Origin of the sequence: Labrys okinawensis, from assembly GCF_047345005.1 — a bacterium.
In the GTDB taxonomy this organism is placed as follows: domain Bacteria; phylum Pseudomonadota; class Alphaproteobacteria; order Rhizobiales; family Labraceae; genus Labrys; species Labrys okinawensis.
The window spans coordinates 3,453,446-3,479,364 of record NZ_CP178864.1 but is presented as its reverse complement, the minus strand read 5'-3'; the positions used below and the strand labels follow the sequence as shown (position 1 = coordinate 3,479,364).

The 25,919-nt window shown below is 62.0% G+C and carries 23 protein-coding genes and 1 tRNA gene; 15 read left to right on the top strand and 9 right to left on the bottom strand.

The features are described 5' to 3' along the window. Nucleotides 1-232: 232 nt before the first annotated feature. A tRNA-Ser gene (locus ACMDCR_RS16265) sits at nucleotides 233-323 on the bottom strand. A 158-nt stretch (nucleotides 324-481) separates the two neighbouring features. Between ACMDCR_RS16265 and mazG the strand changes: the two genes are divergently transcribed. The 3 genes from mazG (at nucleotide 482) to ACMDCR_RS16250 (ending at nucleotide 2,499) form a co-directional block, all read left to right on the top strand. Further along, nucleotides 482-1,324, top strand: a complete 843-nt coding sequence (gene mazG / locus ACMDCR_RS16260; RefSeq protein WP_413993500.1) for a nucleoside triphosphate pyrophosphohydrolase — start codon at nucleotides 482-484, stop codon at nucleotides 1,322-1,324. 189 nt (nucleotides 1,325-1,513) lie between these two features. Then, entirely contained in the window at nucleotides 1,514-1,969 is a 456-nt protein-coding gene (locus ACMDCR_RS16255) for a hypothetical protein (RefSeq protein ID WP_413993499.1), read from the top strand. A gap of 281 nt (nucleotides 1,970-2,250) precedes the next feature. Next, entirely contained in the window at nucleotides 2,251-2,499 is a 249-nt protein-coding gene (locus ACMDCR_RS16250; RefSeq protein WP_413993498.1) for a cell envelope biogenesis protein OmpA, read from the top strand. A gap of 14 nt (nucleotides 2,500-2,513) precedes the next feature. Here the strand turns inward: ACMDCR_RS16250 and hflX are convergent, their stop codons facing one another. From hflX to ACMDCR_RS16225, 5 genes are all read right to left on the bottom strand, one after another. After that, complete coding sequence (hflX, locus tag ACMDCR_RS16245) at nucleotides 2,514-3,908, bottom strand: GTPase HflX (protein WP_413993497.1); 1,395 nt, start codon at nucleotides 3,906-3,908, stop codon at nucleotides 2,514-2,516. Nucleotides 3,909-3,958: 50 nt separating this feature from the next. Beyond that, on the bottom strand, nucleotides 3,959-4,216 hold the full coding sequence (gene hfq, locus ACMDCR_RS16240) for an RNA chaperone Hfq (protein WP_068290859.1): 258 nt from the start codon (nucleotides 4,214-4,216) through the stop codon (nucleotides 3,959-3,961). 223 nt (nucleotides 4,217-4,439) lie between these two features. Continuing rightward, entirely contained in the window at nucleotides 4,440-5,300 is an 861-nt protein-coding gene (locus ACMDCR_RS16235) for a D-amino-acid transaminase (protein ID WP_413993496.1), read from the bottom strand. A 93-nt stretch (nucleotides 5,301-5,393) separates the two neighbouring features. Continuing rightward, entirely contained in the window at nucleotides 5,394-6,899 is a 1,506-nt protein-coding gene (locus ACMDCR_RS16230) for a CHAD domain-containing protein (protein WP_413993495.1), read from the bottom strand. Nucleotides 6,900-7,236: 337 nt separating this feature from the next. After that, on the bottom strand, nucleotides 7,237-7,971 hold the full coding sequence (locus ACMDCR_RS16225) for an SDR family oxidoreductase (protein WP_413993494.1): 735 nt from the start codon (nucleotides 7,969-7,971) through the stop codon (nucleotides 7,237-7,239). A 193-nt stretch (nucleotides 7,972-8,164) separates the two neighbouring features. Here ACMDCR_RS16225 and ACMDCR_RS16220 point away from each other — a divergent pair, with 193 nt between their 5' ends. The 10 genes from ACMDCR_RS16220 to ACMDCR_RS16175 all read left to right on the top strand — a co-directional run bounded on the left by ACMDCR_RS16220 (nucleotide 8,165) and on the right by ACMDCR_RS16175 (nucleotide 18,852). Then, nucleotides 8,165-9,277, top strand: a complete 1,113-nt coding sequence (locus ACMDCR_RS16220) for a lactonase family protein (protein ID WP_413993493.1) — start codon at nucleotides 8,165-8,167, stop codon at nucleotides 9,275-9,277. 309 nt (nucleotides 9,278-9,586) lie between these two features. Then, nucleotides 9,587-10,546, top strand: coding sequence for a 2-hydroxyacid dehydrogenase (locus ACMDCR_RS16215; protein ID WP_413993492.1), 960 nt, complete (start codon nucleotides 9,587-9,589; stop codon nucleotides 10,544-10,546). 14 nt (nucleotides 10,547-10,560) lie between these two features. Continuing rightward, nucleotides 10,561-11,271, top strand: a complete 711-nt coding sequence (locus tag ACMDCR_RS16210; protein WP_413993491.1) for a GntR family transcriptional regulator — start codon at nucleotides 10,561-10,563, stop codon at nucleotides 11,269-11,271. A gap of 69 nt (nucleotides 11,272-11,340) precedes the next feature. Then, complete coding sequence (locus ACMDCR_RS16205; protein WP_413993490.1) at nucleotides 11,341-12,534, top strand: enolase C-terminal domain-like protein; 1,194 nt, start codon at nucleotides 11,341-11,343, stop codon at nucleotides 12,532-12,534. Further along, nucleotides 12,527-13,360, top strand: a complete 834-nt coding sequence (locus ACMDCR_RS16200) for an HpcH/HpaI aldolase family protein (RefSeq protein ID WP_413993489.1) — start codon at nucleotides 12,527-12,529, stop codon at nucleotides 13,358-13,360. The genes ACMDCR_RS16205 and ACMDCR_RS16200 overlap by 8 nt, the downstream gene beginning before the upstream one ends. Nucleotides 13,361-13,597: 237 nt before the next feature. Continuing rightward, the gene (locus ACMDCR_RS16195; RefSeq protein WP_413993488.1) at nucleotides 13,598-14,866 is read left to right on the top strand and encodes an ABC transporter substrate-binding protein; all 1,269 of its coding nucleotides are present in this window, start codon (nucleotides 13,598-13,600) and stop codon (nucleotides 14,864-14,866) included. Nucleotides 14,867-14,970: 104 nt separating this feature from the next. Beyond that, complete coding sequence (locus ACMDCR_RS16190) at nucleotides 14,971-15,915, top strand: carbohydrate ABC transporter permease (RefSeq protein WP_413993487.1); 945 nt, start codon at nucleotides 14,971-14,973, stop codon at nucleotides 15,913-15,915. Continuing rightward, a complete protein-coding gene (locus ACMDCR_RS16185; protein ID WP_413993486.1) occupies nucleotides 15,908-16,798 on the top strand; it encodes a carbohydrate ABC transporter permease in 891 nt (296 codons plus the stop codon). Before ACMDCR_RS16190 ends, ACMDCR_RS16185 begins: the two co-directional genes overlap by 8 nt. A gap of 26 nt (nucleotides 16,799-16,824) precedes the next feature. Then, nucleotides 16,825-17,934 carry an ABC transporter ATP-binding protein gene (locus tag ACMDCR_RS16180; RefSeq protein WP_413993485.1) on the top strand — a complete coding sequence of 370 codons (1,110 nt, stop codon included), beginning with the start codon at nucleotides 16,825-16,827 and terminating at the stop codon, nucleotides 17,932-17,934. 156 nt (nucleotides 17,935-18,090) lie between these two features. Further along, nucleotides 18,091-18,852 carry an SDR family NAD(P)-dependent oxidoreductase gene (locus ACMDCR_RS16175; RefSeq protein WP_413993484.1) on the top strand — a complete coding sequence of 254 codons (762 nt, stop codon included), beginning with the start codon at nucleotides 18,091-18,093 and terminating at the stop codon, nucleotides 18,850-18,852. A 96-nt stretch (nucleotides 18,853-18,948) separates the two neighbouring features. On the opposite strand, the gene ACMDCR_RS16170 is transcribed toward ACMDCR_RS16175, so the two are convergent. Together ACMDCR_RS16170 and ACMDCR_RS16165 are read right to left on the bottom strand one after the other, a co-directional pair. After that, nucleotides 18,949-20,343, bottom strand: a complete 1,395-nt coding sequence (locus ACMDCR_RS16170) for a glucoamylase family protein (RefSeq protein ID WP_413993483.1) — start codon at nucleotides 20,341-20,343, stop codon at nucleotides 18,949-18,951. Nucleotides 20,344-20,430: 87 nt separating this feature from the next. Then, nucleotides 20,431-22,275, bottom strand: a complete 1,845-nt coding sequence (locus ACMDCR_RS16165; protein ID WP_413993482.1) for an ABC transporter ATP-binding protein/permease — start codon at nucleotides 22,273-22,275, stop codon at nucleotides 20,431-20,433. Nucleotides 22,276-22,419: 144 nt separating this feature from the next. Here ACMDCR_RS16165 and ACMDCR_RS16160 point away from each other — a divergent pair, with 144 nt between their 5' ends. Both ACMDCR_RS16160 and ACMDCR_RS16155 read left to right on the top strand, forming a co-directional pair. Beyond that, nucleotides 22,420-23,250, top strand: a complete 831-nt coding sequence (locus ACMDCR_RS16160) for a DeoR/GlpR family DNA-binding transcription regulator (RefSeq protein WP_413993481.1) — start codon at nucleotides 22,420-22,422, stop codon at nucleotides 23,248-23,250. Beyond that, complete coding sequence (locus ACMDCR_RS16155) at nucleotides 23,171-24,424, top strand: MFS transporter (protein ID WP_413993642.1); 1,254 nt, start codon at nucleotides 23,171-23,173, stop codon at nucleotides 24,422-24,424. The genes ACMDCR_RS16160 and ACMDCR_RS16155 overlap by 80 nt, the downstream gene beginning before the upstream one ends. Here the strand turns inward: ACMDCR_RS16155 and cls are convergent. Next, the gene (gene cls / locus ACMDCR_RS16150) at nucleotides 24,408-25,859 is read right to left on the bottom strand and encodes a cardiolipin synthase (RefSeq protein WP_413993480.1); all 1,452 of its coding nucleotides are present in this window, start codon (nucleotides 25,857-25,859) and stop codon (nucleotides 24,408-24,410) included. The two genes, ACMDCR_RS16155 and cls, sit on opposite strands and share 17 nt — an antisense overlap. Nucleotides 25,860-25,919: the final 60 nt, after the last annotated feature.

Genomic DNA, 25,919 nt, shown 5'->3' with positions numbered 1-25,919 from the left:
ATAGGGCCAGTCGCCATACTTACCAGTCTGGCTCCTCCCCGGTTTTGGACATCACCGAATCCTCGGCGTGACGGAGTACTGACTTGCGACTGGCGCGACGAAGCAGCCGTTTAGTTCGCCAGCCTTCGCCGGCGTTCGTGGCAAATCGTTCCAACTATTGAGCCAAATGTCAGGACGCCTCAAAGGCCAAAGGCAAATTGCCTTATCAACTCAATCATTTGAGAGAGCCGAATGGCGGAGACGCAGGGATTCGAACCCTGGATACCCTTGTGGGGTATGCTCATTTAGCAAACGAGTGCCTTCAGCCTCTCGGCCACGTCTCCGTTGCGCTTCGGATAGACAATCCCGCCCGCGCAATCAAGGCAAATTCGCAACTGCCCCCAAGCCTGGACGATTAAGGCCTCCACGAGAGGCCAGAGCCGGCGCTAAGGAAGAGAGGAATCGCCGTGCTTTTGCGCTATGAGGCGGCAAGGAGACCGTCATGGACAACTCAGCCAATCCCCTCGCCTCCGTCACGTCTAGCCGCGACCTGCAGCGCCTCATCGATATCATGGCGGCGCTGCGCACCCCTGTCACGGGCTGCCCCTGGGATCTGGAGCAGGATTTCGTGAGTATCGCCCCCTACACCATCGAGGAGGCTTACGAAGTCGCCGACGCCATCCAGCGGGGCGACATGGCCGATCTCAACGACGAACTGGGCGATCTTCTCCTGCAGGTGGTGTTTCACGCCCAGATGGCGAGCGAGCAGGGCCTGTTCGATTTTGGCGATGTGGTGCAGGCGATCACGACCAAGCTGATCCGCCGCCACCCGCATGTGTTCGGCGAGGCGCGCGACCTGCCGCCTGCTGAGGTGAAGAAGCTCTGGGCCGAGATCAAGGCGCAGGAGAAGGCCGAGCGCGCCAGGCGCCGGCCAGAGCCGCGGCAGGCGAGCGCCCTCGACGGCGTTCCGACCGCCATGCCCGCCCTCACCCGTGCCATCAAGCTGCAGGAAAAGGCCGGCAAGGTCGGTTTCGACTGGAACGATATCCGCACCGTGCTCGCCAAGGTGCGAGAGGAGGCGGACGAGATCGAAGCGGCCCTTGATGCCGGCGCCGGTGCAGACGCGATCAACGCCGAGATCGGCGACCTGCTCTTCGCAGTAGCCAATGTCGCCCGCCATGCCCATGCCGATGCCGAAGGAGCCCTGCGGGGAGCGAATGCCAAGTTCGAGCGTCGCTTCCATTTCATCGAGGAGCGCCTTGCCGAACAGGGCACGACGCCCGCCGGTTCGACGCTTGAGGCGATGGATGCGCTGTGGAACGAAGCAAAGCGAGAAGGTCTTTGACATCGTTGCTGCCCGGGCGTGGTCCGAGGAACCTGACCTCGCAGCGCCAGCCGGGTCCTGAAGCAAAGACATGAATTGGGTGGATGGAACGGACCGCCATCCCCATCACAGATGATCCGTGATCAAAGCTGTTTCCGCTATAATGCGAGGTGAAAGACCACACCCAATTGCTCAGCGGAGGCAGACACCGTGAAAATGGTGATCTTGCGTGGAAAGGCCGGCACATACGCGCTGCCTGGCGAAAAACCCCGGGAATGGCCGCGAGGCGCACTGGACGAGGCCGCGGCCCTGGATTTCGCACGTTTGAGAGGCTACGAGCCGAAAGTCATCGACGTTGCCGGCTGGTCGGCTGTCAACAGCCAGCAGATGCGAATGGCGATGAAGGAAATCCGGGCCGATGATGACGTTTTCGCGCTCTACGGCTTCTCGGCAGGTGGCTACACCATCTACAACATTCTCAACGCGTTGAAGCCGAAGGAAAAGGATCGCCTGGCGCTTGTGGTCGTCCTCGGTGCGCCTCCCGATCCAACGCCTTTCAAGGAGGACTATCGGGGCCCCTGGGAGTTGATCTACCGGCTGAACCCACCTGCGGGCCATATGGCCGGCCCGAGAGTGTTGCTGGAACGGCCTTTCGGCCCTGACTGAAGTTTCTTTGGCATGAATAGAGGCCCCGTCATCAAATTAACCATAAATGAAATGGCACAAAAAAGCCGCCGCCATGGAGATTCAAAGCTAAATTACCGGACAGCCTAGATCTTTGAAACGTATTTGCGCGCCAGAAAGGCGTAATTTTCCAGTCTTTACGCGACCATTAACCTCTGCGGCAAAAGCATGAAAGAGGCAGCCTTTCTTAAGACTCATTCAATACCGAAAGTTAATTTTAAGTAAATGAGCCATTCAAGTTGCGTAGCGTAGGATGCTCAGAAATGAATAGAACACTTGCTTTGGTCATGGCCGGTAGCCTGGGCCTCGGTACCGCTTCCTGCAGCAGCAGTCCGGGAGGCCGGGCGCTGAACGGGGCTATCATCGGCGGCACCAGCGGCGCCATCGTCGGGAGCCTCGTCTCCCGCCAGCCGGCAGCCGGTGCCGTCGTAGGCGGTGCAATCGGCGCGGCAACGGGCGCCGTCATCGGCGTAGTGACGACGCCGAGTTCCCCCTCGCCCGGTTGGTTCTAACCGCCTGCGGGTACTCAGCCCAGCCTGCGGATGTCGTCAGGCTCGACCATGTCGACCACCGTCAGTCCGAAGCGGCGACGCACCTGGTCGGCTCGTTCCGGGGCAACGCGCACCGTGACCCGCGTCACGCCCTCCTCGTCGGTCTCGCGCGCCATCACGTCGGCATTGCTGTAGAGCCAGGCGAGCCCGGCGCCATCCGAGGGAGGCACGTCGATGGTGAGGGTCAGGCGCCCAGCCGCCACCGCTGCCTCGACACGCTTCAACAGCGTGTCGATGCCCTCCCCGCTCACGGCGGAGACGACGACCGGCCGGTTATCCCCATTGCGTCGCGTTGCATTGAGGAGGGCCTCGCGCGCCGGAGGGTCGAGCAGGTCGACCTTGTTCCAGACCTCGATGATCGCCCGCTCGGCACTCGCCTCGACGCCGAGGCTTTCGAGGATGCTGCGTACGTCGGAAGCCTGCGCTTCGGTATCGTCATGCGAGATGTCCCGCACATGCAGGATGACGTCGGCCTCCAGCACCTCTTCCAGCGTGGCGCGGAAGGCGGCGACCAGCATGGTGGGCAGTTCGGAGATGAAACCCACCGTGTCGGAGAGGATCGCCTTGGTGCCATGCGGGAGCTTGAGGGCGCGCAGGGTCGGATCGAGCGTGGCGAAAAGCATATCCTCAGCCAGCACCTCGGCCCGGGTCAGACGGTTGAAGAGGGTCGACTTGCCGGCATTGGTGTAGCCGACCAAAGCGACGATCGGATAAGGCACCTTGCGGCGGCTGACGCGATGCAGGGCACGCGTGCGCTTCACCTGCTCCAACTCGCGTTCGAGCTTGACGATGCGGTCCTGCAGGAGGCGCCTGTCCGACTCGATCTGCGTTTCGCCGGGGCCGCCGAGGAAGCCACCGCCACCGCGCTGGCGTTCTAGATGGGTCCAGGAGCGGACCAGCCGGCCCTTCTGGTAATTGAGATGGGCCAGTTCAACCTGCAGCGTGCCTTCCCTGGTACGCGCCCGGCGGCCGAAGATCTCGAGAATCAGACCGGTGCGGTCGATAACCTTCGCACCCCAGGCTCTTTCGAGATTGCGCTGCTGGACAGGCGAGAGCGCGCAGTCCATCAGCACGAGCGTGACCTGCTCGTCCTCGACGATCGCCTTGATCTCATCGACCTTGCCTTTGCCGATATAGGTCGAAGGCCTGATCTCCGCGAGCGTAACCACGGCCGAACCGACCACGTTGAGGTCGATGGCTGCAGCAAGGCCAACGGCCTCTTCGAGCTTGGCTGCCGGCGAGCGCACGAGATCGCTCTCCGCGCGGCGCGACAGCACCGGCGCGACGACATAACTGCGCGTGCCCGAGGCAACTTCCAGCTCATGCGCATCGATGCGTTGCGCCGGATCCTTGAACAATTCTGCTGTCAAACGTCTACTTTCGGGCGGGATGGCTCCCGCCACTCTTGTTACGACAAGAATCAGAGCTTGTCCGCTCCCTCGATCTCACCGCCTTCGAAGAGCTGGACGGGGTGGCCCGGCATGATCGTCGAAATCGCGTGCTTGTAGACAAGCTGTGAATGACCATCGCGCCGCAACAGCACGCAAAAATTGTCAAACCAGGTCACAACGCCTTGCAACTTAACGCCATTCACCAGGAAGATCGTGAGCGGGATCTTGTTCTTGCGGACATTGTTGAGAAAGGTGTCCTGTAGATTTTGGGTTCGCTCCGCCGCCATAATACCCCCGAAACTCCTTGACCGCGGTTAGCCCGCGGATATTCACAAGCAATGCCGGCAAAAGCCAACGCGCTTGCCTTCATTCAATCAACCTACATAGTCGACGGGGATGCTGCGTCGCGCAAGCAAAAGTTTGCAGTTCCCACGCTGCATTCCGCCATATCTACGGTTTAAGCGACATAACAACGGCGTGAATACGGCAAAAAACGTAGGTCCGGAAAACTTAGGTTGAATGTTCCGCCACACTGTGGAAGTGGGCGCGCAACTTGATGGCGAGGGTGCCGGGCTTGCCGTCGCCAAGCACGGTGTCGTCGATCTTGACCACCGGCGTGATCACGGCCGTCGCCGCCGTGATGAAAGCCTCCCTTGCAGCCTTGGCCTCCGCCACGGTGAAGGGGCGCTCCGATACGATGAAGTTGTCGCGCTTTGCGAGATCGATCAGCGTGGTGCGGGTGATCCCGCGAAGGATCCCGGATTCGGCCGGCCGCGTCACCAGCGTATTTTCCTTGGTGACGATCCAGGCATTGCTCGCCGCGCCTTCCGTAACGTAGCCATCCTCGTCGAAGAACCAGGCCTCCCGGGCACCCTGCAGCTTGGCTTTCTGGCGCGCCAGTGAATTTGGCAGCAGGCCTGTCGTCTTGATGTCGACCCGCTCCCAGCGATTGTCCGGCACGGTGATCACCGAAATACCGGCGGCCGCGCCCGCTTCAACTTTGGTGCGGTCGACCGGGCGGGCGATGACCACCAGCGTGGGTGGCGTATCGGCGGCCGGAAAGACGAAATCGCGCCTTGCCGAGCCACGTGTGACCTGGAAATAGACTAGGCCGTTACGCACACGGTTGCGCCGCACCGTCTCACGCAGGATGACCTTGAGCGCGCCCTCCTTCACCGGCATGCGGATGCTGAGTTCGGCAAGCGAGCGTTTCAGCCGGGCGAGATGGCGCGTCTCATCGATGATCTTGCCGCCAAAGATCTCGCAGACCTCGTAGACGCCGTCGGCGAACTGGAAGCCGCGATCCTCGACATGGACGCTCGCATCGCGAAGCGGCGTATAGAGTCCATTGACATAGGCGATGCGGCTCATGGCGGTTCCAACAGGTAATGCTAGCGGTGGGTTTCGTTGACCGATGTGCCGCAGATTTCCGGCCCTGACAACCCGCAGGATCGCCTCAGCGCCCTACATCTGCCAGAATGGCGCGCCCTCGCGGAAACGCTTCCACACCTTGTGCAGCTTGGCCGAGGCCACCTGCTTGTCGCGGGCCTGCCAGCCGGTGATCAGCCCCACTCCCCTGTGCAGCGCCGCGCTCTGGGAATTCTCCGTCAGTTCGAACAGCAGCCCGCCCGTGGTCGCGGCGTCATTGGCAAGGCCGAGACTTTCCTGCAGGTCCGCCAGGCGGACGAGATAACGCTGGGCCTCTTCCCTCGCGCTGAAGACGCTGCGGAAGAATTCCACGCCATACCGCAGCTTCTTCAGCTTCAGCCGCAATTCGTGCTGGGCTTCCGGCTGCAAACGCCGGAAATGGGAGCCGCCTTTGAGGGCCCGTCGATGCAGGCGGTCGAGCGCCTGCCGCGCGAAGCTGTCTGCCGTCTCCGCGAGGATACCGAGGGATCCGCTGGCGATATCGTTGCGCCAGACCCGACGCTCGACGGTGCGGCCCAGGGTGAGCAGGAAGCGGTTATAGCGCGGACTGGCAAAGACTTCGCGCAGATGATCGTAATTGCTGCTGCGCCGCGGCTTGATGCTCTCACGCAGGGCAGCGAACGCCTTGCTATCGGGGCATTGCGTCTCGATGCCAGTAATCGTGTCGACGTCGAGCACATCCCAATTGCGCACCGGGCCGAGTGTCGAGGCGAGCCACTTGGCTTCGCTGGCCACCAAGGCGAGCGCGGGCGAGCCGATCTGGCGCTGCAGGATCGAGATGGCCGTGCGCATGCGCCTGAGAGCCACGCGCATCTGGTGCACACCCTCAGGAGTCCGCCCAGCCTCCACCACCGCCTGGTTGGCGACCATGTGCTGGCTGCAGTCGCCAAGCAGCTTGGCCACGATCTCGTCGACATTGTCCTGCGCGTCGACACCGGCCTTGGCAGCGCGCACGCCCTCGCTCGGCGGCTCATAGGCCAGATGATAGCCGCGATCCGCCTTGGCAAGCGTGCCGACCCGCAGTGGCGCTGAATCGAGCAAGGCGAGGGCAACGTCGTAGAGCGTCGCGGCGTCGCCGGCCTTCAACTCAAGCTCGATCTCGTTGATGAGCTCGCGATGCTCGCCGGCGGTGATGCCACCACTGTCATATGCCAGCTCCAGATTAGCGGCTGGCAGGTCGAGAGCCTGGATGCGGCGGCGGAACTTGGTGACGAAGACTGTTTCGAGCACGGCATTGGTGACGCCCTCGAGGCCAATCTCGCGCGCCTCGGGCGGCAGGCTTTCCAGATCGGGCACCAGGCTGGGGACGCTTACCTCCCACTCATGGCGCGCAAGCGGATTGCCGCCATCCACAGGCCGCTTGAGGGTCTGGATATAGGTCTTACCGCTCCGGCGCACCCTGAGCGCGATCTTGTTGCGATAGAGCTGGCGGTCGGGCGTATCGAAATACGCACTCTCGAACTTACGGAAAATACCACGATTTCGCGCATGCTGTGAGATAATCGGTACGTTGGATAGCGAATCCAGGCCTCCTTCGGGCACCAGAAGCTTCAGCTCTATTTCTCGATTGGCCGCTGGCGGAGGCAGTATTGTTCCCACAATTGGCACAATCGAATCAGTTTTACTGCCTGTTTCCACGGCATTACTCCAGGCGACGTCATCCTAGGGCGAGAGAATCTCTTGGATGACACTTTAATGACATTTTGGAGCTATGGCAGATCAAATTGTCATATTCTACCGGACACAGAGGCGAAATAGCCAAGTTGGCGCTTGCAAAAATGTACGTCCCTCAGGATTGCCAGGTAATGCAACATGGAAAAAAGCCCTCCGCGCGGCAGCGAAGAGGGTCTTTTCGTCTATTTTGGCTGGGAATTTGGCCTCAGCCAGTCCACCCACCGTCAATTACGTGAACCTGGCCGGTCGTGTAGGTCGCACCTGCAAGATAGACGACGAGATCGGCGATTTCCTCGGGGCGGGCTATGCGTCCGATCGGCTGACGAGCGATAAAGGCGGCACGGGCCGCTTCATAATCCCCGGTGGCTTCGAGGCGCTCGCGCAGTGAAGGGCTTTCCACAGTCGCGGGTGCAATGGCGTTGCAGCGGATACCCTTGCCGACATAGTCGGCCGCCACCGATTTGGTAATGCCCACCACCGCTGCCTTGGAGGCCTGGTAGGCGAACCGGTTGGTAATACCCTTCACGCTGGAAGCGACCGAGGACATGTTGATGATGGTCCCGTCGCCCCGCTCCAGCATATGCGGCAGGAAGGCCCGGATCATGCGGAACATTGCCGTCACGTTGAGGTCGAACGCGAAGTTCCAGTCCTTCTCCGTACAGTCGAGGATAGTGCCGGCGTGCACCACGCCAGCGCAGTTGAACAGGATATCCACCTTGGCGCCATGACGTTCGGCAAGGGCCGCGATCGCATCCGGCGACAGCACGTCGAGGCGCTCGACGCTGATGGTGTCCGAGGCGAGATCCTTGAGCTTGTCCTCGGCGATGTCGGTGGCGATCACGCGCGCGCCGGCAGCCGCCAGCGCCTGGGCCGAAGCCCGGCCGATACCTTGGGCGGCTGCTGTCACCAGCGCCGTCTTGCCTTGCAGGGATAGGGACATTCCTCACTCCGTCTCGATTTTCTGGATTGTCGTCCAGCGATTGATAACGGCATTTGTATGAATAATTCAAACGCTTAGATATGGCGCGACGTCATGCCTCTGCAAAGCTGTCGCCGCGTCGCTGTTGCCCGGCCTTCCCCGCTCCAATATGGTCGCCCCACTATGAAGCGATCGAGTCTAAAGGCGGGGATTGATGTCCGGACAGCGCACTTACCTCTATGTCGGCGGCGCTACGCGTCCCACACCCTATTACCCCACCAACAATGCCAAGGGCATTTCCGTCTTCACATTCGACGAGACTAGCGGTGCCATCGCGCCAATCGGTCTGATCGAGGGTATCGACAACCCCACCTGGCTGAGTGTCGACGCCAAGCACAAGGCGCTGCACGTCACCAGCGAGGTCGTCGGCTGGAACGAGGGCACAGCCTCGGCCTATGCGATCGATCCGGCCACCGGCAACCTCCACTATATCAACAAGCAGGCCACGCTCGGTAGCATCACCGCGCATAATAGCCGGGACCGCACCGGCAATTTCCTGCTGGTGGCCAATTACAGCCTGATGCCGGAGACCGAACTACCCAACAAGGCGATCGCCATCCTGCCGATTCGCGAGGATGGCGGCCTGAAGCCCACCGTCAGTGACGCCACTCATTCCGGCACTGGGCCGGATCCGGAGCGCCAGGAGCGCCCGCATCCCCATTGCGTCAAGACCACGCCAGACAATCGCTATGTCCTCGTTTCCGACCTCGGGCTCGATCTCCTGGTGATCTATCGCTTCGACAGCCAGACGGGCGCTCTCAGCCGGGCCGGTGCAGCTTCCCTGCCTCCCGCAGCCGGCCCGCGCCATTTCGTCTTCCATCCGCGCGGCCATTTCGTCTTCGTCGCCAATGAGATGGGATCGAGCGTCTCCTCCTTCGCCTTCGAGGCCGAGCAGGCCAAGCTGACTGCTCTCGCCACCATCTCCACATTGCCCGACTCGGCGGGCACGGAAAGCTTCTGCTCGGAAATCGCCATCTCCGGAGACGGCTCCTATCTCTATGTCGCCAATCGCGGCCATGACAGCATCGCCATCTTCTCGATCGACAGCGAAGGCGGCCTGACTCTCGAGCACAACGTGCCCTCGGTTGGGAAATTCCCCCGGCATTTCGCTATCGACCCCTCCGGCAATTTCCTGGTTGTCGCCGGCCAGAACAACGACAAACTCGTGGTGTTCGCGATCAATCACGACAACGGCGAGTTGACGCCGATTGGCATCGAGGTGGAAACGGGCACACCCACCTGCGTGGCGTTCTTCCGGGCTGAATGACCGGGAGCGCGGACGTCCTCGTCCATAGTCGCTGACTTTGCGGAAAAAGTAGCGGGGAACGCGGAGTGGCGATCTCTGATCGCCATCTTCTTCACCGGCAAGCACACCGTTTCCAAGAAATGGCGATCAGGGACCGCCACTCCAGGCCAGTGCCCTCCCACGCGAAGTTGGCGCCTATGGATGAGGACGTCCGCGCTCCCAGCATTCATCCGACATTTCCCATCTTGCTGCCCTTACGACTGATATGTTACACACGAGATACACAGCCGCATGATCGGCTGGCTCCAGGGTGGAATGAGGTAGGGCGCCATGACTTCGGCAGCGTCGTTTCCCGATGTCGAACTGGCCTTGATCGGCGGGCAGCAGCCTTTCGTGCTGGAGGAGCTGCAGAGCCGCTTCAAGATCCATTCCGTCTATGCCGAGGCCAACCCCTTCGCCGCCCTCGAGCGCATCGGCGGCTCGATCCGGGGCGCCGTGGGTCATGGCATGGCGGGGCTGACTCGGCGCCATATCGAACTGATGCCAAAACTCGAGATCTGTGCCCTCAACGGGGTCGGCCTTGAAACCAGCGACCTGCCGGCCATTCGCGAGCGAGGCATCAAGCTCACCACCACGCCTGTTCTATTCGACGATGTTGCCGATCTTGCCGTTAGCCTCGCCCTCTCCTGCTGCCGCCAGATCCCCCTAGCCGACCGCTTCGTGCGCAGCCAGCAATGGGAGAACGAGCGCCTGCCACTCGGCCGCAAGCTCACCGGCACACGGGTGGGCATTCTCGGCCTTGGCCGCATCGGCATCGAAGTCGCCCGGCGCCTGGAAGCCTTCAAGACGCAGATTTTCTATGCTGACCCCATCAAGCGCGAGGATGTCCCCTATACCCATGTCACCGATGCCGGGACGCTCGCGTCGACCGTCGACATCTTCTTCCTGTGCGCCGCCGGCAATCCCAAGGGCGCTCCGCCCATGATTGGCCGCACGATCTTCGACGCCCTCGGCCCGCGCGGCATCTTCATCAATATCGCCCGTGGCTGGCTGGTGGACGAACCGGAGCTGATCAAGGCCCTGCAGGAGAAGCGCTTGGGTGCGGCCGGTCTCGATGTCTTCTATGACGAACCGATGGTGCCGCCTGCCTTGCGGGCACTCGATAACGTGGTGCTCACGCCGCATATCGCCTCCTCGACAGAAGAAACGATGCGGGCTATGGGCGCCTGCGTCATCGACAACCTCGTGAGCTGGTTCTCCGGCCGGGGTGCCCTCACGTCGGTGACCTAGGAGGCTCCCGCGCCATGATGACACCCAACCCGGCCGTTCCCGCTCCGCTCGAGCGCCTGGCCCGCCCACGCTCCCTGGCGGAACTGGTGATCCACGAAATCCGCGAACTGATTGTTTCCGGCCGCCTCGGCCCTGGCGAACAGCTCTCCGAAAGCGTGCTGGCCGAACAACTCGGCGTCAGCCGCACGCCGGTGCGCGAGGCTTTCCTGCGCCTCGAAACCGAGCATCTGGTGGAGGTTCGTCCGCAGCGGGGCACCTTCGTGTTCCAGTACAACGAGGCGGAACTGCGCGACATCTGTGAACTGCGGGAAGTGCTGGAAACCGGAGCCATGCGCATCGCCATCTCGCGCAACCGCGAGGTGCTTGTCGAGCAGCTGGATAAGGTCGTCAGCCGCAGCGAGGCGACGCCGGTTCCTGACCTTGCCGAATATCAGGCGCTGGACAATTCGTTTCATGAGGGCCTGGTCAAGGCCAGCGAGAACAAGGAATTGATCGAGGCCTATGCCCGCATTTCAGGACGCGTGCGCACCATCCGCTACCGCCTCACCCGTACGCCGCAGCAGATCGCGGACTCGCGCCGCGGACATCGCGAGATCGTGGAAACCCTCAAGGCCGGCCGCGACAGCGATGCCGTCTCGCGGCTCGGCCTGCATGTCTACAACCCCTACGAAATGTTCCGCCGCGAGAGCGAGCTGAAGCACGACACCAGGGAGGGGCAGGCATAGGCGCAGGCCCTGAGTGTTGCCGGCCCGCGTTTGTTTTCAAACGATAAATTTGCAGGGAGTTCGGCAAGAATGAAGATTACCGCCGTGAAGATTCGCCGTGTCTACGGCACCATGACCACCAAAGGCAGGTTCTGGGAAGAACGCCTTGTCCGCCCCATCGACATCTATCCCGAATATCGAGACCAGGGCCCCTTCGAGGGCGGCGAGCAGGTCGACGATAACCATCTGAAGCTGGTGCAAGATTTTGTGGAGATCCACACCCATGAAGGCGTAACCGGTACCGCCGGGCCGATCTGGCAGGATTGCTCGCATCTCATCCTTACCCAGCTCAAATCGATCATCATGGGCAAGGACCCCTTGGCGATCGAACTCCTGTGGGACCAGATGCATCGCCTGCAGGTCCATGGCCGCCAGGGCATTCCGATGGTGGCGATCTCGGCGATCGACTGCGCCCTCTGGGACCTCAAGGGCAAGGCGTTCAACCAGCCGCTCTGGCGCATCCTGGGTGGGCCGACGCGCGAGAGCATTCCCGCCTACGCCTCCATGCTCGGCTATGCCGTGCTTGACCTCGGCAAGGTCAGGGAGAGAGCGCTGGAATATAAGGAGAAGGGCTACAAGGCTCAGAAATGGTTCATCCGCCATGGGCCGATGGCCGGTCATGAGGGTCTCAAGCAGAACGTCGCCCTGGTGCGCACGCTGCGCGAGGCGCTGGGTGAAGACTACGACATCATGATCGACTGCTGGCAGAGCCTGAACCTCGATTATGCCGTCGACTTCTGCATACGCATCGAGGAATTCCGCCCGCGCTGGGTGGAGGAATGCTTCATGCCCGATCGCATCGACAGCCATGTCAAGCTGAAGGCCAAGACCAGCATCCCCCTCTCCGGCGCCGAGCACGAATATACCCGCTGGGGCTTCAAGCGCTTCATCGAGAAGGATGCGCTCGATATCTACCAGCCGGACATCTACTGGTGCGGCGGCCTCAGCGAGACGCTGAAGATCGCGGCCTATGCCACGGTGCATGACCTCATAACGATCCCCCATGGCCATTCGACGCCCATCGGCATCCATTTCAGCGTGACGCAATTGCCAATCCACACGCCCTATCAGGAATTCCTGGTGAAGTGGAACGCCATCAACATGCATTTCCTGAAGAACCCGCTCTGGCCGGTGAAGGGCGACATCCACCTGCCCCATGCGCCGGGCGTCGACATGGATCTCGACCCGGCCAAGATCGAACGCGAGGAAGAAGTCAGTGTCTGAAGCAGAAGGTTTGCAGAGTACCAGCGCAGCCACCAACGGCGGATGGGGAGCGCTCGCCCGCGCCAAGGCGATGAAGGCAAAGCTCAGGGACGGCAAGCCCGTCTTTGGCGCCTGGCTGAGCCTGAACGATCCGGCGGCTGCCGAGATCCTCGCCCGCACCGGCTTCGACTTCCTGCTCATCGACATGGAGCATGGTCCCTGGGACCTCGTGACCCTGCAGCACACACTGATGGGCTTCAATGGAACCGACACTGTACCCGTGGTGCGTGTGCCCTGGAACGACCATGTCCGCATCAAGCAGGTGCTCGATATGGGCGTCGAGGGCATCATGGCGCCGATGGTGCGCACTGTGGAGGAATGCCGCGATCTGGTGCGGGCCTGCCGCTATCCGCCTGTCGGCGCCCGCGGCTTCGGACCTCGCCGCGCCTCCAACTACTATCGGAACGTCGAGGATTATGTGGCGGCGGCAAACGAGGCGCTGTTCGTAATGCCGCAGATAGAGGACATCGCCACGCTCGACGTGCTGGACGAATTCCTCGCGGTGCCGGGCATCGATGCGGTGGCCATAGGGCCGAATGACCTTTCCGGCACCACGGGCCTGTTCCGACAGCACCAGCACCCTACCAACAAGGGTGCACTCGACATCATCATCGCCAAGGCCAAAAAAGCCGGCGTGCCCGTCAGTCTCGGCATCAATACCAAGCCTGCCGACCAGCGCGCCCTGATCGAGCGCGGCGTGCTCATCCTGACTACGACCTCGGATCTCGAACTGCTGGCCGCGGGCTCGCGCCAGTCGCTCGAGGCCAACCGTCAGGCAATCGCCTGAGCCTGGTCATCCCGTGCGCATCGCAGCACGCAGTGGTGCGATGCAGACACGGGACCGCCCGCCGTGGGACGCCTCTCTCATCTTGCGGTCCCGCATCTGCGCCGCACCACTGCGTGTTGCAGCGCGTGCGGGATGACTTCTCAACGTGGGAACCGTCACATTGCAAACTGGTATCTTGTATGGTAGTCGAGTGTACACATGCTCGCAAAGAGCGAGGAAATCAACAGGGAGGAACTAATGCGTCGCCGTAGCCTCGTTGCCGCGGTCGGAAGTCTGCTGTGCGCTGCCCTGATGGCCAGCGCGGCCTCCGCCGAACCGAAAACCAATCTGTTGCACCAATGGTCGACCGGCTCCGACGCGGATGCGGTCGCCAAGCTCGGGGAATTGTTCAAGGCCGCCGGCGGCACCTGGGAGCAGACCTCTATCGCCGGCCATACCGCCAATACCCTCGCTAAGTTGCGCGCCGACGTGGTCGCAGGCAATGCGCCGCCCGCCGTCCAGCTCAAGGGACCTGAAATCGCCGAGTGGAACGACACCGGCAAGACCGCCAATCTCGACGCCCTCGCCGGGGAGGAGGGTTGGGACAAGGTGGTGGCGCCTGAATTGCTGCCGGTGATGAAGCCGAAGGGCTCCTGGGTCGCCGCGCCCATGAACATCCACCGCATCAACTGGATCTGGGGCTCGACCAAGGCGATGACCAAGGCAGGCATCACCGACCTTCCCAAGAACTGGTCCGAGTTCAACGCTGATTGCGATAAGGTGGTGGCCGCCGGTCTGATCTGCATCGCGCACCTGTCGCAGGACTGGAGCGACGCTACCGTCTTCGAGAATGTGGTTTACGGCCAGGACATCGACCTTTTCCGCAAGGCCTTCGTCGAAGGCAATGTGGACGCCCTGCGTAGCCCTGGCATGATCAAGGCGTTCGATCAGTTCCGCCTGATGGTGTCCAAATATATGGACAAGGGCATTTCCGGACGTGATTACGACGCCGCCTCCAACATGATGGCCAATGGCCAGGCAGCCTTCTTCATCATGGGGGACTGGGAGGTTGGCACCCTCACCGCCGCCGGCTTCAAGCAGGGCCAGGACTATGTCTGCGCCCAGGCCCCGACCGACTGGGGCAAGCCCGGCTTCATCCTGAATTCGGACTCCGTGGTGTTCTTCACTCAGAAGGACCAGGACTATATCGACGGCCAGAAGCTCCTCGCCCATCTCATCATGTCCAAGGACTTCCAGACCATCTTCAACAAAGCCAAGGGCTCTATCCCCGCCCGGCTCGACATCACCCTCGATGGCTTCAATCCCTGCCAGCAGAAGTCTCAGGAAGATCTGAAAGCCTCGATCGAGGCCGGCACGCTGGTGCGCTCCATGGCTCATAACATGACCGTGCTGCAGAAATTCCGCGGCGCCATGATGGAGACCATCACCGAATTCGTGAACACCCCGGACATGTCCTCCTCGGACGCCGCCAACGCCATGGCCGATGCCGTGCAGGCGCAGATGTAAGGACGGCAACGCGGCGGCACTCCCTCCCCCTGTGAGGAGGGAGTGCAAGGGTCGGGTCGCAGGGCAAAAGATGCAGCCCACTTGAAGAAAGGGCATGCCGAACGATGTCTGCAGTTGCACCTTCAGCGTCACCAGCCTCGACAAGCGAGTATCGCCGGTCCTGGCGCGACCGCCTCGGTGAATACGTGCCGCAAATCGTGCTGGCCCCTTGGGTGTTCACCAGCTTCGTCTATGTCTTCGGCTTCACAGCCTGGACCTTCTATATCTCGCTTTCCAACTCCACACAGCTGCCGACGTATCAATATGAAGGCTTCGGCCTCTACGTCTCGCTGTGGAAGAATGCGCGCTGGAACATCGCCTATACCAATCTATTCGTCTTCGGGGTGCTGTTCGTGGCGGGCGCCATGGCGATCGGTTTGCTCCTGGCGATCATGATCGACCAGCGCGTGCGCTTCGAATCCGTCTGGCGCACCATCTACCTCTACCCCCTCGCCGTCTCCTTCGTGGTCACCGGCACGGTATGGAGCTGGCTCTTCAATCCTACCGCCGGCTTCGAATTCTTCATGCACAATCTCGGCTGGTCGAGCTTCCAGTTCCGCTGGATGACCAATCGCAACTGGGCGATCTATGGCGTCGTCATCACCGGCATCTGGCAGTCCTCCGGCTTTGCCATGGCGCTGTTCCTCGCCGGTTTGCGCTCCGTCGACCACGACCTCATCAAGGCCGCACAGATCGACGGCGCCAGCGTTGCCCGCATCTATCGCAAGATCGTCATTCCCACGATCCGGCCGATCTTCATCGCGGTGATCGTGGTACTTCTGCAATTTGCCACCAAGACCTTCGATCTCGTGCTGGCCCTTACGGGCGGCGGCCCGGGCGTTTCCACTACTTTCCCGGCCATCTATGTCTACGACCTGATGTTCCAGCGCGGGCAGATCGCCGAGGGCGCCGCCGCCGCGATGATGATAGTAGCGGCCATCGCGTTGATCCTCATCCCCTATGCGCTCTGGCAGGCCTGGCGCAAACGCCGGGAGGAAAGCCATGGCTGACTTCAGCTACGACCCCCTTGCGACCTCCGGCAGTTGGAAGCGTTCGCGTGCCAAGATCGGCGTCTACGCCATCCTGGTCCTGTTCGCCGCCTATTACCTGCTGCCGCTGGTGGTGATCATTCTCAATTCCTTCCGCGATCTGCCGGAGATCGCGCAGAACGGCCTGATCGCCCTCCCCCGCAGCTTCAATCTCAAGGGGTGGTACGACGCCTGGAATACCTATTGCGTCGGCGGCACTTGCGAAGGCGTGAAGGGTAATTTCTTCAATTCCCTGCGCATGGCCATTCCGGCCACCATCATCTCCACTGCGATAGGTGCCATCAACGGCTATATCCTGTCGAAATGGCGCTTTCCCGGTTCGGAATGGATCTTCGCCGGCATGACGCTCGGCGTGTTCATGCCCGGCCAGATCGCCCTGCTGCCATGGGCCTATATCCTGGGCACCATCGGCCTCACCAACTCGACCTACGGCCTCATCCTTGTCCACACGGTGCAGGGTCTCTCCTTCACCACCCTGTTCTGCCGGAATTATTACGTGAACGTGCCGGACGAACTGATCAAGGCTGCCCGCATCGACGGCGCCGGCTTCTGGCGCATTTTCCGCAAGATCATCCTGCCGCTCTCCCCGCCCATCCTGATCGTCACGGTGATCTGGCAGTTCACCGGCATCTGGAACGAATTCCTTTATGGCGTCGTCTTCACCTCCGGGCGTGAGCAGCCGATCACTTCGGCCCTGGTGGCTCTGACCATGAACGGCACCAATGTGCGTGAATATGACGTGATGAGCGCGGCAGTGCTGATCGGCGCGCTGCCACCCCTGCTGATCTATTTCTTCGGCGGGCGTTATTTCGTACGCGGCCTCACACAGGGTGCGATCAAATAACTATCCTTGAGCAATGAGTTGGCGGAATGACTTCACTCACAATTCGAAATCTGCGCAAGAGTTATGGCGCCCTGGAAGTGCTCCGTGGCATCAATATCGAGGCGCGTCCCGGCGAGTTTGTCGCCCTGGTCGGCCCCTCCGGCTGCGGCAAGTCCACCTTGCTCTCGATGATCGCCGGGCTCGAAAGCATCACCTCCGGCGATATCCTCATCGGCGACCGGGTGGTGAACCAGGTGCCACCCAAGGACAGGGACATCGCCATGGTGTTCCAGTCCTATGCGCTCTATCCCACCATGACCGTTCAGGAGAACATCACCTTCGGCATGGAAAGCCGCAAGGTGCCGAAGGCCGAGCAGATGCAGGCCTTGGCGCGGGTAGCCCAACTCCTGCAGATCGAGCCCTTGTTGAAGCGCCGCCCCGCACAGCTCTCCGGCGGCCAGCGCCAGCGCGTCGCCATGGGACGAGCGCTGGTGCGCGATCCCGCCTTGTTCCTGTTCGACGAACCGCTCTCCAACCTCGACGCCAAGCTGCGGGTCGAGATGCGTTCCGAGATCAAGAAACTGCACCAGCGTGTTGGTAAGACAACCATTTATGTCACGCACGATCAGGTCGAGGCGATGACGCTAGCCTCGCGCATCGCGGTGATGCATAAGGGCGAACTGCAGCAATTCGCCGAGCCTCAGACGATCTATGACCGGCCCGACAACAAATTCGTGGCCAGCTTCATGGGCGCCGCGCCGATGAATTTCCTGAGCGCCGAGGTCACCGGAGAGCAGGGTTCGTCCCTGACCCTGGCCGGCACCAGCGGCATGCCGGTAACCATGAACCTCGCCGCACCTCTCGACCGCAAGGCGACGACACGCAGCGTTCTGCTGGGTGTGCGCCCCGAACACATCACCCTGCACCACCCCGAGCGGGGTCCGGGCAAGCGGGCCTGCGCCGTGGTGTCGGCACCGGTGGAGATTGTCGAGCCGATGGGGGCGGAGACCATGGTGAGCCTTCGCCTCGCCGGCAATGAGATCATCGCCCGCTTCGAACCCGACGATGCGCCGGAGGTCGGCCAGACCGTTCCGCTGTCCGTCGACATGTCGAAGGTCTGCGTGTTCGACGCACAGACGGAGCGATTGATCAATTAGATACCTGGGATCGCGGACGTCTCGCCCACTCTTCCTCAATTACACGCGACTCGTTTCCAAGAGCGGACGAGACGTCCGCGCTCCCAGGAAGATGCAGGCGAGACGCTTGCGATCCCCCATCATCCCCCAATCCTATTTTCAGCAAGGATCATTGCCGTGACTTTCGCCCGATATCCCAGCCTGCACGACCGCGTCACTTTCATCACCGGCGGCGGCTCGGGTATCGGCGCCGGCATGGTCGAAGCCTTTGTCGAACAGGGGGCGCGCGTAGCCTTTGTCGACATCCTCGAAGAGGAGTCGAAGGCTCTTGCCGAGCGCCTTGCAGTTAAAGGCAAAATGCCTCTCTTCATCGCCTGCGACCTCCTCGATATCAAGGCGCTGGACGCCGCCATCACCGAGGTGCGCGACACGCTCGGGCCCATCCAGGTGTTGGTCAACAACGCCGCCAACGACACGCGCCAGGAAGTCGATGCCGTCACCGAGGCCGATTGGGACCGCACCATGGACCTCAACATCAAGCATCAGTTCTTCGCCGCCCAGGCGGTCGGCCGGCAGATGCGCGCGCTGGGCGCAGGCTCGATCATCAACTTCTCCTCGATCGCCTGGATGGGAGGCGCCGGGCCGATGACGACCTACGCCACCGCCAAGGCGGCCGTGGTCGGCCTCACTCATTCGCTGGCCCGCGAATTCGGCCCCTCCAACATCCGCGTCAACGCCATCTCCCCCGGCGCCGTGATCACGGAACGCCAGCGGCGGCTATGGATAAGCGAGGCCGATATGGAGATGTTCATCGACCGGCAATGCATGAAGCGCTCGCTAGTGCCGGACGACATCGCCCGCACAGCCCTGTTCCTCGCCGCCGATGACAGCTTCATGCTTACCAAGCAATGCATCATCGTGGATGGCGGGCTGAGGTGACCTGCAAGCGCGGACGTCCTCGTCCGCTCTTGAACCACCACCGGACAGAATGAGATGCAATGACGACTGTGGAGTGCCTTGTTGAATGCTCGCGCTTCAAGAGCGGACGAGAACGTCCGCGCTCCCAGCCAAATGCGGACTTTCGAAGCCGAGCCTTCTCAGGCCTGCCTGAATCTCCGGGATTTTCATGAACAGGTCCCAGATCAGCCCAGTGCGGTGATTCTCGATCATCACCACGATCGGGCCCTGGTCGATCGAGAGAAAGGTCTCGGCAAACCAATTCTTCTCCTCGTTGAATGCATCGACGAAACCGAAGCGACCCCAGACCTTGTCGCCATGCTTCTTCAGGAAATGCCTGAGCGCCGCCATCGCCTCCCTGGGCGCATAGGGGAAGCTCGACAAGGCGGCCGTTGGGCTGATCGTGCCATTGTCGTTGCTCGGCATATGCGCGTCGTATCCGGCCGGATCGTCGCTAGCCGTCAGACCCCAGCAATCCGGGCCGTAGCCCTTGTGGCCATGCGGGTTGATGACGCAATGCTGGTGGTTGATCAGGGTGTGCGCGACATTGTGCTGCCAATAGTCGGCATAGGCGTCCTTCAACCCGCGCGGATCGAGTCCCAGGAAGGAATAATGCGCCCAGAACAGCGGGCCGCCGCGGTCGGGGCCGATCGGCAGCTCGATGCCATAGTAGGTGCTCGGTGGGCCATAGTCGCGGGCCTGCACGAAGCCGCGATGATAGGCAGCCGGCTCGATAGGATAGCGTGGCGCTGAAACCGCCATGAGATAGACGACGAGGCACTCGTTCCAGCCGTGAATGTCATGGTCGAGCACGAAGCCGTTGTTCGGGCTCCAGTGCCAATAGAGCGTATGGCGGCCCTGCGTGTACCAGTTCCATTCGATCTCGCCCCACAGGCCGGTGATGCGGTCGCGCAGGCGCTTTTCGGCCGGCGTGTCGGCGTCGAAATATTGACGGGCGCAGAGCAGGCCCTGGAACAGGAAAGCGGTTTCAACGAGATCGCCGCCATCATCCTTGCGGCTGAAGGGCCAGACCCTGCCCGTTTCGCCATGCATGAAATGCGAATAGGCGCCATGGAAGCAGGTGGTCGGCTCGATGATGTCGATGATCTGGGTGAGCCGCGCCAGTCCCTCGGCGCGGGTGATCCAGCCGCGCTCCATCGCCACGATCATCGCCATGACGCCGAAGCCCGTGCCGCCCGTCGTCACCAGGTCATTGGGCGTATCGGCGTTGCGGGTGGTGCGGTCGCGCGCCATGCCACTTACGGGCTCCGCCCCCTCCCAGAAGAAACGAAAGGTCTGGCGCTGCACCGCCTCCAACAGATCCTCGTCCGACAGCTCCAGGAGTTCGGCGGCCGTATAGGGCCCGGATGCCGCGCCTGCCTTGGTAGCAGCCTTGTCGCTCGCGGCGACGGCCTTCTTGCTCGCCTTCTCGGCTTTGGGAGTCTTTTTCCCGGTGCTCTTGTCTTTTGCCATCGCCCGTCTTTCCGCCCTGGCGGGTCAAAACCCGGCCGCCTTAGTTTCTGATATTTAAGTTCAAGTTTTCACGGTTTCACATTGAAATCAAATGTCATCCCCAAATCCCCAAAAGGATTGCCGACTTTTTTCGGGGAGTTCGGGATCTTCATGCTCGAGATCGCCACGATCGTTGATCAGATGCACCGTGCGCGGAAACACCTCCGCCTTGGCGCCAACCCGGCCGATATGCACGATCGCGGACTTGGCCAGATCGTGCTGGATGATGCCGTAGGCTTTTTCGCGCGTTTCCTCGTCCAACCCTTCCAGCGCCTCGTCGATGACGATCCACGCCGGCTTCTGCAAAGCGAGCCGGGCGAAGGCGAGGGCCTGCTGTTCCTCATCGCCCAGATCCTTGTCCCAGCGAACATTGCGGTCGAGATCGTCCGTCAGATGACCGAGGCCGATCGACGTGAGCGCCTTCTTGAAGTCCTCCTGCTCGAACTTCGCCACGGGCTGGGGATAGGACAGCACCTGCCGCAGCGTGCCCTGTGGCAGATAGGGCCGGCGCGGCATGCAGGTGATCTGCTCATCCTTGGGCATGCTGATGTTGCCCTCGCCAAAGGGCCAGAGACCGGCAATGGTGCGAAACAGCAATGTCTTGTTGGCGCCGGCCTCACTGACCACCAATACTCGGTCGCCACCCTTGATGTCGACCTTCTCCTCCTGCAGCCTTGTCCGGCCGGTGGGCGATTCGATCACGAGCCCATCGAGCTTGATCTGGCCGTCCTCGGAATCGGAGAACTCGATGCGGCTGGCATTGGATTGCAGCTTGTCGACATCAGTCACGGCGTGACGGAAATTGGCGACGCGCAGCAGCGTGGCGCGCCAATCGGCAATCAGGCTGAAATTGTCGACGAACCAGCGCAACTGCGACTGGACCTGGTTGAAGGCCCCCACCGCGAGCATCAGGCCGCCAAAGGTCAGATTGCCGGCGAAGTAGATCGGCGCGGCAACCAGAAAGGGGGCGAGATTGGTGAACCAGCCATAGCCCGATGTCACCCAGGCGAGTTTGGTCGTGGCGGTCACCAGCCGCCGCATCGCCATCAGCACGGCCTTGAGATCAAGGTTGAGCTGGCGCTCCTCGTCCTTCTCGCCATTGTTCAGCGAGATCGCGTCGACATGCTCGCTCACGCGCACGAGGGAGAAACGGAACTCCGCCTCGCGGGCATAGCGATCGGCATTGAGGCTGATCAGCGGGCCGCCGACATGCCATGACAGCAGCGACGCCGTGATGGCGTAGAAGACCGCCGCCCAGACCATGTAGCCGGGAATGGCGAGACTGTGCCCGTAGACTTCGAAGATGAAGCCGCTCGACGCGTTCCACAAAACGGCGATGAAGCTGACCAGCAGGATCGAGGCCGAGAGCAGCCCGATACCCAGGTCGGTCGACAGCTCCGTGAGATGCCGGGCATCCTCATGCAGGCGCTGGTCGGGATTGACGCCGATCTTGCTGGAATTGGCGAGACGAAAGGCCCGGCGGGGCTTCATCCACTGGCCGATGAGGTCCTCCACCAGACCTTGGCGCAGCTTGAGCTTGACCATGTTGTTGAGCCAGGTCTGCGTCACGTTGAGGATCAGCAGGCCGCCGGCAATGGCAAGGAAGACCAGAATCTGCTGCAGGAACTCGGACAGATCCTTGCGGGCGAGAGCATCATAGAATGGCTGGTTCCAGGCGTTGAGCAGGATCTGGAAATAGGCCGTGACGATGATGACCAGGAAGACGCCGACGATGAGGAGGAGTAACTGGTTACGGTGCGGGGAGTTGATGAAGGCACGGCCCATCGTGTTGAGCTGCAGGAGCAGCCCACCCATGGATTGTTCGGACTGCCCGGGCTTGTCCGGCTCGTTGCTCGGCTCTTCGGCAGCAGTTCCGCCGGTTTGTGCAACCATGAATCACTCTCCGCCGCGACTATAGCCGGTCGTTGACGAGAGTCATCCTCAAGCATGCAGACAGGCTATGCAGGCCACAGACTCGGACAAAAGCGTATGCATGTTTCTGCAGATATTTGCACGAATGCTCTTGATTCACGCAACATGACGCGCCATAAGGCAGAGGCCTTACAAAAGATCGAACTGGCCATGGATACCGACATCGCTTTTGACACCAGCCACATCCCCGCCGAGCGGCAGCGAATGCTGCTGGAGCGTATCGAGCAGGACGGCCGCGTCGCCTCTGCGCAGGCCGCCCTCGATTTCGCCGTTTCCGAGGACACCATCCGGCGGGACCTGCGCGAACTGGCCGATGCCGGCCTGGTCGAGCGCGTGCATGGCGGAGCGCTACGCAAATCGAAGGCTTCGCATCGCTTCGACAAGCGCGTGATCGCCAACGAGGCGCAGAAGGCGCAACTGGCGAACCGTGCGCTCGCCTTCATCGCGCCGGATATGGTCGTCCTGCTCGACCAGAGCACCAGCAATCTGATGCTGGCCCGTCAGTTGCCGGTTGATGCCGGTCTCACAGTCATCACCCCCTCACCCGATATTGCCGTTGCCGCCCTCGATCGCGGCGTAAGCAAGCTCATCCTGGTGGGCGGCATGATCGATCCCCTCTCGCGTAGTGCCGTAGGTGCCGGCGCGCTCGAGCAGATCGCCGGCATGAAGCCCGATCTATGTTTCCTGGGGGCCTGCGCAGTGGATCTCATCGATGGCGTGACGGCCGTCGACTACGAAGACACATGCCTGAAGCGCGCGATGGTGGCCGCCTCGCGCGCGGTCATCGCCCTCATCACCGCCGACAAGCTCGACACGAGCTCGGCCTACAAGATCGCCCCCTTCAGCCGCCTCGACCATATGGTCACCGAGCGGGGCGTTTCCGGCGCCGTCCAGCAGCGCTACTCGAACAGCGGCGTGGAGATCCATCTTGCCTGACAGCGCACGTCCCCTCACCGGTTGGCGGGTCTGGCACCCCACCGCCGCCATATTCTTCGCCAATGGCGGACTCTATGGCGTATGGGCCACGCAGATTCCGCTCGCCAAGATCCGCTTGGACCTCGATCCGATCGTGCTCAGCACGGCCCTGCTTATGCTCGGAGCCGGCGCGGTGATCGCCATGACGGGGAGCGGCTGGGTGATCCAGCGGCTGGGCACAGCCACCCTGATCCGCATCAGCGGCCTGTTCTTCTGCGCCCTGTTGCCGCTGATTCCGCACGCACCCAATGCTGCCGTGCTCTGCGCCATCGTCTTCCTGTTCGGCGCCAGCGGCGGCTGCATGGATGTGGCGATGAATGCCGACGCGTCCCGGGTCGAGAAGGAGGCCGGACGCCCCTACATGTCCTCCTTTCACGGCATGTGGAGCCTCGGCGGCTTCGTTGGCGCGGGCCTTGCCACACTGCTTCTCGAATGGACGGGTGGCTCGCTCCAGGCCCTGATCATGGCTGTGGTCATGTTCGTGCTCTTCGCCTGGGGCCAGCGGGGACTTGGCGCCGGCCATGTAGAGCGCATTGCCGGAACCTCGCAAAGGCACTCGCTGCGTCCCACCTTCCTCGCTTTGCTGATCGGTATCATGGCCGCCCTGACCTTCAGCGGCGAAGGGGTGGTGCTCGACTGGGCCGCGATCTTCCTGCGCGAACATCTCGGCGCCGATCCCGTGCTCGCCAATGTCGGCTACCAGGCCTTTGCCGGCTCGATGGCCACCATGCGGTTCTTCGGCGACGCGATCCGCCGGCATATCGACGGCGTGACGCTTGTGCGCGGAGGCTGCCTGCTCGCCCTGGTCGGCCTGCTGCTCGGGCCCCTCTCCGGCAACGTTTATGTCGGCATTCTCGGCTATGCCCTGACCGGAATCGGCTTCTCCAATATCGTGCCGGTGTTGTTCAGCGCAGCCGGCGCCATGCCAAGACCCGAGGTGCAGATCGCTGCCGTCTCCACTATGGGCTATGCGGGCCTGCTGGCAGCGCCGCCGCTGCTTGGCGTGATCGCCCACACGACCTCCCTCGCCGGGATCTTCTATGTAGCGGCGGCAGGGACGGTGATCATCGCGGCTCTGGCCTGGACCTGCGCGCAGGGCGCGGGTACCACCCGACGGGCTACAGAAGCGGGCTGACGAGACGGGCGAGGTTCTCCGCCACCTTGCGGATCCACGGGCGTTTGCGCCAGACATCAAGCATAAGGAGGTCGCTGTTGGCGATATAGCCTTCCTGCATGCGCCGCAATTGCAACCCGATCTCGCGGTCGTAGATGACCACGGTCACCTCGGAATTCAGCACGAAGGAGCGCATGTCCATGTTGCTGGAGCCGATCAGCACCAGATCCATGTCGATCGAGACGTTCTTGGCATGCAGGAACTTGTCGCGAAAGAGATGGATCTTCACGCCCGCGGCGAGCAGGCCGGCGTAATAGGATTCCTGGGCGAAGCGCACCAGCTTCTGGTCCGACACCTTGGGCACCACCAGGTGGACCTCGACGCCGCGCAGCACCGCGATCTGCATGGCCTTCTGCACCGGTTCGCTCGGCACGAAATAGGGGGTGACGATCACCACATGCTGCAGGGCGGAGTGAACGGCGGTGACGATCAGACTCTCGATTCCGCCGACCCGATAGTCGGGGCCACTCGGTAACACCTGGGCCGTGAGCGTGCCGGCGGCCGGCATCGGCGACATCACGCTGTCGACCGGCAATACCTCATCCGTCTCCAGGAACCAGTCGGCGACGAAGACGGCCTGCAATTCCAGCACGATCGGCCCTTCGAGCCGGAGCATCAGTTCCTGGTTGCCGGCGTCGACGAGCGTATCCGCAGCGATGATATTCTGTGAGCCGGCATAGGCGACCTTGCCGTCGATCACGGCGATCTTGCGATGGTTGCGCAGGTCCGCCCGTGCCGACTTGCGTCGGAAGAAGGTGATCGGCAGAATCGGATGAACCTCGACACCAAGGTCCAGGAGCGTGGTGCGCACCTCCCGCTCCCAGGGCCGGGAGCCGAGCGCATCGATCAGCACGCGGCAAGTGATGCCCCGTTCGCGGGCACGCCCCAGCGCTTCCATCACCTTCTGGCCGACCTCGTCGCTGGCGAAAATATAAAAGAGCAGATGCACGTGACGCTCGGCGGCGTCGATATCGGCGACGAGACGGTCAATCATGCGGGTATAGTCGGCCAGGAACTCGGCCCTGGCGCCCTCCACGACAGGCAGCCTGCCCAGCTTCTCGATCAGGATGGCGGCACGGGTAAAACGGCGAGGCAGCTTCTCACGGGCAACTTCCGTGAGCTCGAGAATCTTGTCGGCGGAGAGCTTCAGGATGGTGGGCAGGCGCTCGAAACGCCGGCGCCGCCAGCGCGGATAGGTTGCACGCCCGATCAGCAGATAGAGTGCCAGCGCCGGCCAGGGCAGGAACATCACCAGCAGCAGCCAGCTTCGCGCGGCCTCGGAGGTGCGCCGGAACGGCACCACCACGATCATGATGAGGCGAATAGCCCATTCGGAATAGAAATAGGCCCAAGTTAAAGCGCTGAAGTCCAGAGCGCTGAAGTTCGACAGCGACAAAGGAAAGGGCCTTTCCAACAAAACACCCACGCAGCGGAACTGCGTGGGTGCAATTTACTC